Genomic DNA, 13,069 nt, shown 5'->3' with positions numbered 1-13,069 from the left:
GCTATAGTAGGTGTACGTCAATCATTTGAATTCGCTTACAATAACAAGTGGGGTGAACAGCGCATGGACCAACGGATTACGATCCATTCCGTACAAGACGCCAAGCCGAAATCAGGTGTCCTAGCCGCACTGGGCAAAAAAATTTGGCGCTTTCGGGCCTTTTATCTGATGCTTTTACCGGGAGTCATTTATTACCTTCTATTTAAATATATCCCGATGTACGGCGTCATCATTGCGTTCAAGAATTTCAACATGTCGGACGGCATTTGGTCCAGCCCGTGGGCAAGTCCGTGGAACAAGCATTTTCTAACATTTTTTCATTCCCCGTATTTTTCTCAGCTACTTGCCAATACGTTTCTGATCAGCGTGTACAAGTTGGTTTTCGGTATGATTCCGCCGATTGTCATGGCGCTGCTCTTGAACGAATGCCGCGTGAAATGGTTTAAATCGTTAATCCAAACGTTAACCTATATGCCGCATTTTCTATCCTGGGTCATCATCTACGGCATTCTGCTGGCCCTCTTGTCCCAGAGTTCCGGATTAGTGAATCACTGGATCAAGGAGTATGGGGGGCAGACCATCCCGTTCCTTACCTCGACTACTTACTTCCGGTCCTTGCTTGTCGGTTCGGAAATCTGGCAAAACCTCGGATGGGGCGCCATTATTTATTTAGCGGCCATCGCGGGAATCGATCCCACCCTTTATGAAGCCGCGCGGGCGGACGGTGCCGGCCGGCTTCGGATGATTTGGAACATTACGCTTCCCGGTATCCGGGGCGTCATTATTATGCTGCTCATCTTGAACTTGGGCCATATACTGGATGCCGGCTTCGAGCAAATTTACATCATGTACAATGTTCAAGTCTATTCCGTAGCGGATATTCTCGATACCTGGGTGTTCCGTACCGGCTTGCAGCAGCTTAATTTCAGCTTGGCATCGGCAGTGGGGTTATTCAAGGCGGCCATCGGTTTTATTCTGGTGCTCGGATCGAACAACATCGCGAAGCGTTGGGGGGAAGGCATATGGTAAAAAGCTTGGATGACCGCATCGCAAACATCGTTGTCTTTGTCGTATTGCTGCTTTGCGGGATGGCGGCGGTGTTCCCGCTGCTCTATGTGCTTTCCGTTTCCATCACGCCGTTCAGCGAAGTGCTTAAAAACGGCGGCTTCATCCTCATACCGCGAACATTAACGTTTGACGCTTACCATAAGCTGCTTACGGTATCGAACATTCCCCGGGCTTTCGGCGTCACGGTTCTGGTAACGGTTGTCGGTACGCTTCTCAATATAGCGATTACCGCGTTAATGGCTTATCCGCTTAGCCGTAAGCAGCTGCCCGGCCGAAGCTTTTTTCTGATGATGGTGGTGTTCACCCTGCTGTTTACCGGCGGGATGATTCCGACTTATTTAGTCGTCAAGGCGCTCGGACTGCTGAACTCAATTTGGGCGATGATTTTACCGAATCTCGTCTGGAGCTTCAACGTTCTCATTATGAAAAGCTTCTACGAGAATCTTCCGGAAGAGCTGTTCGAATCGGCCAGAATCGACGGGGCGCAAGAATTCCGTATCCTGCGGCAAATCGTTGCGCCGTTATCCATTCCGGTAACGCTGACCATCGGGTTGTTTTACGCCGTAGGCCATTGGAATGAATTTTTCCAAGCGATCATGTATGTGACCGATCGCAAGCTGTTTCCGCTTCAGGTCATCGTACGCGAAATTTTGGTTCAAACCCAGCAGCCTCTAGAAAATGCCGAGAACATTACGCCGACGGAAACGCTGCAAATGGCTTCCGTGATTATGGCCAGTCTGCCCATTATCATCGTTTATCCATTTTTGCAGAAGCACTTTACGAAAGGCATGCTGCTTGGATCTGTCAAAGGTTGAAGCTCGGTACCCTGTTTACTGCAGGAACAGCGGATGCCGGTTCAATAGATGGACATGCAAAATTAGGGAGGGGATCTAAAACATGAAACAAAAGTCGTTATCCGTGATTTTCGCAACCGCAGTGCTATCCGGCAGTATGCTCGCAGGCTGCTCGTCTAGCAGCAATCCAACGAACGAAGCTAAAACTTCGGGCAGCGGCGCCGCGGGTTCAAACGAATCGGCTAAGAACGTTAAATTGGATGTGATTGAAACGGGCAACAACTTGCCGTCGCCTGACAAAGATTTTATCAAACAGGAAATTGACAAAGCAATTCATTCGGATCTGAATCTAACCGTATACGCATCGGGGGACGATTATAAAAATCAGTTGAACGTTCGTTTGGCGTCCGGCAATTTCCCCGATTTGTTCCAGGTGCCGGACCGTGCCGCGCTGAAGCAATTTGTACAGCAGGGATTGCTGCTCGATTTGACTCCTTATATGGATAAGCTGCAACCGGTTAAAGATTTTATCGGCGCCGACAGCTTGAAGAAGACAACGATGGACGGCAAAGTGTACGCCATTCCGAAAGCTCCTAACATCCCGTATAACACTTATTGGATCCGTAAGGATTGGCTGGATAAGCTCGGTCTTCAGCAGCCGGCCACAACCGACGAGCTTCTGAATGTCGTGAAGGCTTTTACCGAACAGGATCCGGACGGCAACGGCAAGAAGGATACCCTCGGACTCACCGGAAGCAAGCTTGCCGCGTTCGCTCCTGTCTTTGGCGCTTACGGCGTAGGGGATCCGAATACCTTCTATGTAAAAAACGGCAAGGTCATAAATTCCCTCTATGATCCGGCAATGAAGGACGCGCTTGCTTTTATCAAGAAGCTGGTTGACACCGGCGCCGTAGATCCGGAGCTTATGGCCAATACCGGACTGCAGCACCAGGAAAAGGCGATCAAGGGTCAAGCGGGCATCATTTGGATTGACTGGCCGAACATGAGTAAGGACCAATTTGTCGAGCAGATCAAGAAAGTCAACCCGAACGCCAATTGGATACAACTGGCCCCTCCGAAAGGACCCGGCGGGCAGTACGACGGCCCGATTGATATTGGCGGAACCTCCGGCATTTATGCGATTCCTAAGGCCCTGGAGAAAAACAAGGATAAATTGCAAAAGGTAATCGACCTGCTAAACTACGTTTCCGGCAAGGACGGGTCCATGCTGGTACAGTTCGGCATTAAAGGAAAACACTACAACCAGGAAGGCGACAAGATTGTCCCGACGGAGCTGATGGGCAAAGAAGCCGGCTTCACTTGGCTTTACCAATTTACCGGACGTCCGGAAATGTCTTATTTGCAGACCAAATTTGCGCCGCAATCCAAATATATCGAGTTTGCCAACAACCAGCCGAGAATCAAAACATTAAACGGATTCTTGACCAACCCGGAAGGCTATAATCCGGCGGACGCCTCCCGCTTTATTGAAGAAGAACTGGTGAAATTCGTTTATGGGAAAAGTCCGCTAACCGGGTACGACAATTTCCTTAAGACGCTTGAATCGAGCATGAATTTCAAAATCTATGTTGATTCCGCAACCAAACAGCTGCAGGATCTTGGTTACGGCAAATAAGAGGGGGAAGATCCGATGACACAGCAGCTTGAAATCGCTGAATTGGTCCGGCAATTTCATCAGGACGGTTATTTGATCCTGCGGAACGTCGTGCCGGAGGAGAAGGTCGCGAGGCTCAATCGGGCCATCGATGAAATCCTGGCCGGTGAACCGGAGGCGCTTTCCTACAATATTTATAACAGCGTGGAGAGGCATCCGGAAATTGCGGACCTGATGGATGAACCGGCGCTGCTGCCTCTAATGGTTAATATTTTGGGATACAATATCCAGCTTCACATTTCGCATTTAACCGTACGGAGGCCGAACCCGAACGATATCAAGACCGATTCACAGAGCTTCATCCATTGGCATCAGGACGGTCCGCACCCTGAGTTTCCTAGCATCAATGGACTTACTTCAATGTATTACGTGAAAATCTGCTACATCTTAAGCGACATGTCCGGGCCCGATCGTGGAAATACAAAAATCATCCCCGGAAGCCACTTGAAGGCCGGCTTTACCCCGGTCCAAACGAATGTGGATGTGCCCGTCGAAGGGGAGCTTCAAGTATGCGGCAATCCGGGGGACGTGTTCATTTTTCCGCAAAATCTTTGGCACGCCGGAGCTCCCAACCGTTCTGATCATACCAGAAGGCAGCTCTTCATCGGGTACAGTCCGATCTGGATGCGTCCCATCGATTATCACAAGGCATCGGAGAAATTGTTGGAGAAGGCTGATCCGATCCGGCGTCAGCTCCTCGGCGACATCAGCAGCAATTGTTTCAAATATTACGTTCCCGAAGAATCTATGGTGCCGCTGAAGTCGTCATGGCTTGGTACCGAATTTGGTCAAGAGATTTATAAATAGGTCATGTCAATACCGCTTATTTGAAAAGGTAAAACCCGGGCCGGGTTTTACCTTTTTCATGATCCTATTCGTTTTCATTAAAACTTTGCAAGTTAAATATCGTATCCTGGATGATGTATTTAGATGAATAAGGAATACGGCATTTAAAGTATTCCTTAGGATTGTCCAAATTTAACTGAGCTTTAGATATTTATTTCGTTTTCAGAATATTAATAAAATTTAGAGTAGACGAGAATCCGTAGGAATTTGACAAAGCTTATGGAAGGGGTATTGTGATGAAGCTGAGCTTTCCTTCCTTTTGGCTGAAGCTGGTGCTTGCGAATATTTGTGTTGCTGCGCTTTCTGTAGCCATTCTTGGCTGGCTTTCCTATTTGAAATCGCTTTCAATGACGGAGGAGCAGGCTCGTTCTGCCAATGAACGGGTGCTGCAGCAGTACCAGATGCGTGCGGAGAGCATGCTTCGCTCCGTGGAGAGGCAGGTATTTCAGCTTGCACAATCGCAGCGGGTGCTGCTTGCCGTACGTGATACGCTGTCGCATCGGGATTTTGCGTTTATCCGCGAGCTCGAGCAGGATTTGAATCGGCTGCAGACGATTGATCTGCCGATTCATAATGCTTTATTGCTCGGATTTAACGGCAACTGGCTCATCGATAATACCGGCTTTAACCTCAATAGCGGACGGTTTGATGATTATAAACGCATGCGGGAAGTGGAGCCCTGGACGTTAAACCAAATCGAATTACCGAATGGCTCGCCCGCCGAAATGATCGTCTTCGCTTACCCGATTCCGGATTCCTTCAGCGAGCCTGAAGGACTACTGGTGGTGGAGATGCTGGCGGACGATGTTAACCGGTGGATGACCGATCATTCGAGCCTCGGGAAATTCCAGGTGCTCGACGCCAAGCAGCAGCCGATTATTCGCTCAAGCGGAGGGATCGGCACAAGTGAGCTCCATCAGCTGGCGGAAGTGAAGCTGACGTCTGAGACTGACGTTTACGGCGTTATTGCCGGTACGGAGGCTAACCAAGAATGGTTGTTTTACCGAAAATCGGCGCTGAACCGGTGGACCTACGTTTCAACGGTCAGCCGCAGTCAGATGGCTAAGGAATCGGCCGGGATCGGCTGGCTTGCTTTTTATACTTGTATTTCCGTATTGCTCTGTATGACAGTCGTATCCTTAATTATGACCCGAACGCTTTATGTACCGGTCCGAAAGTTATATGAAGCAGTCCAAAGGGCGAAGATACGCCCTGAACGAAAACGCACTTATGATGAGCTGGAGACGATTGCGCAAGAGTTCAACTCTCTTCGTTATACGGAAGAGCATCTAAGCCATCGGATGCAATCGCAGACGGTACAGCTGCGTGATCTTTTCTTGATTGAGCTGATTCAAGGCAAGCTGCAGGAACGGGAGCTTGATCAGAAAATCGCATTATACGGCTTGCCTTCGGATTGGAAGCAGCTGTGCGTCATGGCGATCGATATCGATACACTGGCCGAGACTAGGTACAACGAGCAGGATTATCACCTTCTTCTATATGGCATCAGCAATATGATTCAGGAGATCGTCCCTCAAAACCGGCTGTATCACCAGTTCTCCTATCAGCACTTGCTCGTTGTGATATTGCGCTTCGACGATTCCTCGCAGGATACGTTCCTGAAGCTGGTGTTCGAGTACGTCAAGATCATACAGGAGCAGGTGGAGCGGTTTTTACAGCTTAGCGTCAGCATCGGCTTGAGCCGAATCTTCTACGCTATGGCCCGATGTGCTGCGGCATACAGGGAAAGCGTGGAGGCATTGAAATATAGGATGAGGGTCGGGGGCGGCGCATTACTTTACATAGACGATCTTGAGCCTTCGCGCAGCCGGCCGCCGACGAGGGTGGAGGAGCATAAACGGGAGCTGACCCAGGCCATCAAAATGGGCGATGATACAACGGCCAAAGCCGCCTTCCGGCTGCTGCTCAGCCATTTGGTGGAAGGCAGCCGAACCCAGCAGGATGACCGGCTCGCGCTGCTGCTTGTCGTGATGGATATTGCCCGCGAGGTGCTCGGCTCCTCGGAGGCGGCGCTAGCTTTTGCAACGGATAGCAAGTCCCTGCAGGGCACCATTATGGAGCTCAAGACGGCCAAGGAGACGGAATATTGGTTCGAGCACCAAGTACTGACGCCTCTATGCCGGCAATATGAAGAGAGGCTTACCAACCAATATCGGAGTATATCAGCCGATGTCATCCGATTGATTGAAACCTATTATGACAAGCCGATCAGCTTGGAAATTTGCTCCGCTCAACTTCATTACAGCCCCGATTATATTAAGAGGGTGTTCCGCAAGGAGACGGGAGTCAGTTTCAGTGATTATGTCGCCCATTACCGGCTCAAGCTGGCCAAGGAATGGCTCGCATACACGGAGATGTCGGTGTCCGAAATCGCCGAGAAGCTGCAGTACAGCAATATTCAAAATTTCAGCAGATATTTTCGCAAGATGGAGACGATGACGCCCTCCGAATACCGTACGAAGTTTCAAGTCTGAAATGATTGATGAGGTCCTGCAATGATTGATGGACGAAGTAAGATAGGATAACCCCCCAAAGATTGATGACGGATAAATGGGCTGCCGGATAATCTGAGCGTGTGCCTGATAATTTCAAATGAGGGGGAATTCGATTGAAAGACTATGTGAAGCTGAAAAATGTGGCGGCTTTACTGGCTGGGGGAGCGGTACTTCTTGCAGGCTGCCAAACCGGCTCCTCAGGTACCGGGAAAGATTCGGCTGTGTCCGCCGAGGTGAAGAACGAGCCACTCAAAATTAGTATGCTGCTCAAGTACTACAGCACCGAGCCACCGACCAAAGCTGCGGAGGCCTTCAAAGCGATCGAGGATTACACCCATACGAAGCTGGAGATCAGTTGGGCGCCAAGTCCATCCTATGACGAGAAAGTGAATACAACGCTTGCCGCAGGCAATGTTCCTCAAGTCATCCTTGTCTCCGGCGATCGGGCGGACAACATCGTTTCCGCCGTGAAATCAGGCGCGTTCTGGGAGATCGGTCCCTACCTGAAAAACTATCCGAATATTTCCATGGCGGTTGGCGACGTTCGTTTTTATAACGTATCTCAGAACGGCAAGGTGTACGGCATACCTTCCGCACGCGACCTTAGCGAATCCGCACTCATTTACCGCAAGGATTGGCTGGATAGCCTTGGGATGAAGCCCCCGACTACGCTCGATGAGCTGTACGACATGATGAAAGCCTTCACACAGAAGGATCCGGATAAGAACGGCAAGGACGATACGTTCGGGCTGATTGAGGATGACAGCAGCAACATCTTCAACCGGGTTAAGATCTGGATGGGCGGTCCCAACAAATGGGCTGTCAAGAACGGTAAGCTCGTCCCCGAGTTTATGACCGATGAATATAAGAAAGCGATGGATTTTACACGTAAGCTGTATCAGGAGAAGCTCATTAACCAAGATTTCCCGGTAACCAAGCAAAACCAAATGCTCGATTATTTGGGCAAGGGCCGTGGCGGCGGATATGCCGGCGCGTTCGCGCAGTTTTCGAACGGATGGCATACGCCGCTGCAGAAGGCTAATCCGAATGCGAATCTGGATTTCATCTATAAAATTAAAAGCGCGGACGGCAAGTATTATAAGCAGGCGGGCGGAGGTTACAACGGCGTCTTCATGTTCCCGAAGAGCAGAGTGAAGAGCGAGGCTCAGCTGAAGAGTATCCTCGCATTCTTCGAGAAGCTGGCGGACGACAAGATGCGGACACTTGTGAAATTGGGCATCGAAGGTAAGCATTATAAAATGGAAAACGGCAAGCCCGTCGTGATCAACCCGGAAAAATTCAGCGACGAGGTCATTCCGCTCCGCTGGATTATGGTTGCTGACGGAATCAGCGACCGCATTGCCGTAGGCTTGACGCCTTTAGACGAGCGGATTACAAAAGCAGAGCAGGACTAGGATATAACGTATGTCTCCGACCCGGCGTTTCCGTTTACCTCCAAGCTGATTGTGGACGACAAAATTATCGAGGATGCCCGGACGAAATATATTATCGGCGAGCTTGACGAGAACGGCTGGAAGGCGGCAATCCAGAAGTGGCGCACGAACCGCGGCGACCAATTGATCGAGGATTTCCAGAAGCAGTACGATTCAGCTCAAGCCAACCGGAAATAACAGATAGTCCAGCCACACAAAAGGAGGGAGCTGCTTGAGCCAAACGTTGAAGGCGGCGGTCACTTCGGCGGTAGTCAAGCCGGGTTCATCCCGGTTTGGCTACTACGTGAAGAATCGCTGTCTGTACCTGTTGCTGCTGCCTGGAATTTTGTACTTCATATTGTTCAAATACGTCCCGATGTGGGGCATTATTATTGCGTTCAAGGATTATCAACCCTTTGTCGGTTTAATGGGGAGCCCCTGGGTAGGGCTCGAGCATTTTGAAATGTTCCTTACCGATCCGGCATTTTCAATGCTGTTTCGCAATACACTGATTCTTGCTGTTTATAACATCGTGTTCTACTCCCGCTGCCGATTATCGTTGCGCTGCTGCTGCATGAGGTCAGACATTCGCTTTACAAGCGGTTCGTGCAAACGGTCGTCTATGTACCGCATTTTGTGTCGTGGGTGATCGTCATCGGCATCGCCTACATTTTCTTTACTACGGAAGGCGGCTTAGTGAATGAATTGATCGCCTGGCTCGGCGGGGACAAAATTCCGTTCCTCACGAGTACGGGGTGGTTTCGAAGCATGATCCTGTCGGAAATTGTTTGGAAGGAAAGCGGGTGGGGCACGATCATTTTTCTCGCTGCGATCGCCGGCGTCGATCCCCAGCTCTATGAAGCTGCGCGTATGGATGGCGCGGGCCGGTTCCGGCAGCTATGGCATGTGACTCTTCCCGCCATCCGAAGCACCATCGTGATTCTGCTGATTCTGCGACTGGGCAACTTCCTGGATACCGGCTTCGAGCAAATTTTCTTAAGCCTGAATGCAACGAACCGTGAAGTCGGCGAGGTGTTTGACACCTATGTCTACCGGCTTGGCCTGCAGGAGGGCCGCTATAGCTACAGCACTGCCATAGGCTTATTCAAATCTGCAATCGGCCTCATCATGCTCGCGGGCGCAAATTATTGCGCGAAACGGCTCGGAGAGGAAGGAGTGTATTAGATTGATCGAATCTAAAGCCTTGTCCTACCGGATCATTGACGTGGCGATTTACGGGACGCTGTTTATTCTCGCCCTGGTAACAGCCATCCCATTTCTGTATATTATCGCGGGGTCGTTCGCTTCTCCCAGTGAATATTTGAATAAGACGTTACTTTTATTTCCGACCCAGTTATCGTTTGATGCGTATACGTTTATTTTTTCCTCCAGTACGTTCGTTTCGAGCCTGCTGGTCAGCATCTATGTTACCGTGGTCGGTACGGTGGTGAATTTATTCTTTACGGTAACGATGGCGTATCCGCTTGCCCGCCGCGACTTGCGTCACCGCCGCGTCATCATGCTGGGGGTGCTCTTCACGATGCTGTTCAACGGCGGCATCATTCCCTTGTTTCTGGTGATCAAGGGTCTGGGGCTGATCAACTCCCTTTGGTCGCTTATGCTTCCCGTCGCCATCAGTCCGTTCTATTTAATCATTTTGAAAAACTTCTTCCAGCAGCTGCCCGACGGCATTGAGGAGTCTGCGAAAATCGACGGCTGTAACGAGCTGCAAATCCTGTTTCGAATCGTGCTTCCACTATCGCTTCCGGCTATCGCAACGTTCTCGCTGTTTTATGCGGTGATGCACTGGAACACCTTTTTTCATGCCATTATGTTTATTAACGATTCCGGTAAATGGCCGATTCAAGTGCTGCTTCGGCAGGTTGTTATTATTTCCTCCGGCGTTTTTGAGAGCACGGGAGGGTCGGATGTCGTTCCGCCCGGTCAAACGGTTAAGATGGCGGTTATCGTCATATCGACCGTCCCGATCATGCTCGTTTATCCGTTCTTGCAAAAGCATTTTGCACAAGGCGTGCTGTTAGGCTCCGTTAAAGGGTAGTACGGGGCATCACGTATACACTGATAATCGAAGGAGAGGTTCCGGATGACGATCGCAAACCGGCCGAATATTGTCTACATTTTGGCTGACGATATGGGATATGGAGATATCTCTTATTTGAATGAACAATCAAAATTGAATACGCAATATCTTGACCGGATGGCCCGCGAGGGGATGGCGTTCACGGATGCGCATTCGTCCTCGGCCGTCTGTACGCCATCACGATACAGTATCCTCACCGGGAGATACAATTGGCGCTCCACGTTAAAGCGGTCCGTGCTGTTCGGCTATGATGCTCCGCTAATTGAGCGGGGGCGCATGACTGTGGCTTCGATGCTGAAGGAGGCCGGCTACCGGACAGCCTGCATCGGCAAATGGCATCTCGGTCTGGATTGGGCCCGCAATGGCGAGAACAAGGAGGATGTCGATTTTACCCAACCGGTAGGCGGAGGACCGACGGAATATGGCTTTGATTATTTCTTCGGCATCAGCGCCTCCTTGGATATGGCGCCGTATGTGTATATCGAGAACGATCGGGTGACGGCATTGCCGGATAAGGTGACGGAGAACCGCGATTCCATGATGATGTGGCGTTCAGGTCCCACCGCGCCGGACTTCAAGCATGAGCAGGTGCTGCAGACATTGACACAGAAAGTCTTGAACACGCTGAAGGCGTATCGGGAGGAGCCGTTCTACATCTACTTTCCGCTCACGGCTCCGCATACGCCAATCCTTCCGTCCTATGAATTTAAGGGGAAATCAGGCACCAATATATATGGTGATTTTGTATTAATGTGCGACGATGTTGTCGGACAAATCAATGCCAAGCTGGAAGATCTGGGATTAAGCGATAATACGATCGTCATCTTTACAAGCGACAACGGCTGCTCGCCGAAGGCCAATTATCCGGAGCTCGCGCAGCACGGGCACAATCCAAGCTATATATTCCGCGGCACGAAGGCGGATATATTTGAAGGCGGGCATCGCATTCCGCTAATTATTAAGTGGCCGGCACGCATTCCGGCGGGAGCCGTCTGCGACGAGACGGTATGTCTCGTCGATTTCATGCGTACGGCAGCGGAACTGGTCGGTTACAAGCTCCCTGATAGTGCAGGCGAGGATAGTGTAAGCAATCTCCCGTTATGGCTGGGGGAGCCACCCGCTGCACCGCTTCGTGAAGCGGTTGTGCACCATTCCATAGACGGTTCGTTCTCCATACGGCAAGGGAATTGGAAGCTTGAGCTTTGTCCGGGCTCAGGCGGATGGAGTGATCCTGTACCGGGTAAGGAGGAGGCTGACCTGCCGCCGACCCAGCTGTACGATCTTGAGCTGGATATCGGGGAACGCCGCAATGTATGGGATCAGCACCCTGAGGTGGTAGAACGGCTTCGGTCACTGCTCATTTCATATATCGAGAACGGACGCAGTACGCCCGGTGCCACGCAAAGCAATGCCGACAAAGCGGATTGGCCGCAGCTGGAGAAGGTTCGAGGGTAGGTCATGCCGGTTTAGCGATGAAAATAAATCAATCCGTGATTATGTTTATGAATATGTATCCAGGCTGACAATATTAGATTTTTACATCGCCGCTTAGGCGATGTTTTTTATTTTCTCAGACGGGAATAGAATAAAGTTCTTGTCATTTATGACATCAAGTTCTTGTCAATCGGCTGCCACGGCGGAATTTGGCCGAATATAAAGCTTAAAAATACAGAGAGTTATTAAGCTATTCCAGCTAATAGCTTGTCAATATTTTTTATTAATGATCAGTTCAGGAGGTGATATACTTAAAGAAGTGCATGGCAAAGAACCATCCTAAAAAGCACGGAATTTATTCCATATGAAACATGGGAAGTAAATCCAACATTTAACTTATTGTCTAGGTTATACAATGAATAATAGTCTTGAGTTATTCGACTAAAGGAAACAACACTATCAGGCAGCAAACTGAAACCGCATAAAAAAGCAGCGAAGACCCCTCATTTAAATAAGGGGTCTTTATAGTGGAAGGCGGTTAATTATAAAAATTCACTATCCGGCTGCAAGCTTTTTGGTTATTTTACCAAGTTTTTTTGATGGTTTCAAATATCCAACTCAAGAAGGGGCGGCTAGATGTTAGTTATTAAATCCATAAAAGAGTGTCCTGAGCGTCAAATTGAGCTTGCAGAATATGTTAAAGAAAAATGGCCTAAAGTAAAAAAAGTTGTCTTCCCCAAGATTGACGAAAGTTTATCAACTAAAAGTGGCTTGCCCATTTACATTTCTGCTCTTGAGAAATAATAAAATAATTTGATTATCCAACTAGCTCAGGATAGGTGATCGTCGTTGCCGAAAGACAACAATGAACTAGCCGGTTGAATAATTCACTCTTGACCTCACGTCGGTTAAACCGATAGCAAAATTCATCGAGATACGCCTGTAAATGTTTTGAATCTAATCCGTGATAAGTTCCGCCAATAAAAACTTTTGCATTTGAAATAATCGTGTGAAGCCATCTCAGATGATCTGGATTTTCTTTCAGATCGTACTTGTGGGCTTCATGCTGGAAGCCTTCCTTGGCCAAGACTTTATAAGAGCTATACTTATCGCTTGCTATCGTTGAGCCAGCTTCGATGTACTTTGTTGCAAAGTCAACGAGCGTACTGCCTTTGACATCAGGAATGACCTGCATTTTCAGG

11 protein-coding genes and 1 pseudogene are annotated in these 13,069 nt (G+C 49.5%); 11 read left to right on the top strand and 1 reads right to left on the bottom strand.

The genetic code is table 11. The features are described from left to right. The first annotated feature begins 63 nt into the window (after positions 1–63). From O9H85_RS32480 to O9H85_RS32430, 11 genes and pseudogenes are all read left to right on the top strand, one after another. Complete coding sequence (locus O9H85_RS32480; RefSeq protein WP_269885524.1) at positions 64–1,029, top strand: ABC transporter permease; 966 nt, start codon at positions 64–66, stop codon at positions 1,027–1,029. Beyond that, positions 1,023–1,883 (top strand): carbohydrate ABC transporter permease, encoded by an 861-nt coding sequence (locus tag O9H85_RS32475; protein WP_269885523.1) that lies wholly within the window; start codon positions 1,023–1,025, stop codon positions 1,881–1,883. The genes O9H85_RS32480 and O9H85_RS32475 overlap by 7 nt, the downstream gene beginning before the upstream one ends. 82 nt (positions 1,884–1,965) lie before the next feature. Beyond that, positions 1,966–3,498, top strand: coding sequence for an extracellular solute-binding protein (locus O9H85_RS32470; protein ID WP_269885522.1), 1,533 nt, complete (start codon positions 1,966–1,968; stop codon positions 3,496–3,498). Between the two features lie 15 nt (positions 3,499–3,513). Further along, positions 3,514–4,344 carry a phytanoyl-CoA dioxygenase family protein gene (locus O9H85_RS32465; protein WP_269885521.1) on the top strand — a complete coding sequence of 277 codons (831 nt, stop codon included), beginning with the start codon at positions 3,514–3,516 and terminating at the stop codon, positions 4,342–4,344. A 275-nt stretch (positions 4,345–4,619) separates the two neighbouring features. Beyond that, on the top strand, positions 4,620–6,878 hold the full coding sequence (locus O9H85_RS32460; RefSeq protein ID WP_269885520.1) for a helix-turn-helix domain-containing protein: 2,259 nt from the start codon (positions 4,620–4,622) through the stop codon (positions 6,876–6,878). A gap of 134 nt (positions 6,879–7,012) precedes the next feature. Further along, positions 7,013–8,314, top strand: coding sequence for an extracellular solute-binding protein (locus O9H85_RS32455; RefSeq protein WP_269885519.1), 1,302 nt, complete (start codon positions 7,013–7,015; stop codon positions 8,312–8,314). Between the two features lie 51 nt (positions 8,315–8,365). Then, a complete protein-coding gene (locus O9H85_RS32450; RefSeq protein WP_269885518.1) occupies positions 8,366–8,530 on the top strand; it encodes a hypothetical protein in 165 nt (54 codons plus the stop codon). Positions 8,531–8,576: 46 nt separating this feature from the next. Then, a pseudogene (locus O9H85_RS32445) lies at positions 8,577–9,517 on the top strand (ABC transporter permease). A 1-nt stretch (position 9,518) separates the two neighbouring features. Beyond that, positions 9,519–10,391, top strand: a complete 873-nt coding sequence (locus tag O9H85_RS32440; protein ID WP_409348237.1) for a carbohydrate ABC transporter permease — start codon at positions 9,519–9,521, stop codon at positions 10,389–10,391. A gap of 45 nt (positions 10,392–10,436) precedes the next feature. Beyond that, positions 10,437–11,888 carry a sulfatase family protein gene (locus O9H85_RS32435; RefSeq protein ID WP_269885517.1) on the top strand — a complete coding sequence of 484 codons (1,452 nt, stop codon included), beginning with the start codon at positions 10,437–10,439 and terminating at the stop codon, positions 11,886–11,888. Between the two features lie 615 nt (positions 11,889–12,503). Beyond that, positions 12,504–12,671 carry a hypothetical protein gene (locus tag O9H85_RS32430; protein WP_269885516.1) on the top strand — a complete coding sequence of 56 codons (168 nt, stop codon included), beginning with the start codon at positions 12,504–12,506 and terminating at the stop codon, positions 12,669–12,671. A 13-nt stretch (positions 12,672–12,684) separates the two neighbouring features. On the opposite strand, the gene O9H85_RS32425 is transcribed toward O9H85_RS32430, so the two are convergent. After that, positions 12,685–13,069 (bottom strand): IS1595 family transposase (locus O9H85_RS32425; protein WP_269885515.1); only part of this gene is annotated, 385 nt, incomplete at its 5' end.

The sequence above is a fragment of the Paenibacillus gyeongsangnamensis genome, assembly GCF_027533625.1.
In the GTDB taxonomy this organism is placed as follows: domain Bacteria; phylum Bacillota; class Bacilli; order Paenibacillales; family NBRC-103111; genus Paenibacillus_G; species Paenibacillus_G gyeongsangnamensis.
This window is presented reverse-complemented; position numbering and strand designations above follow the sequence as displayed.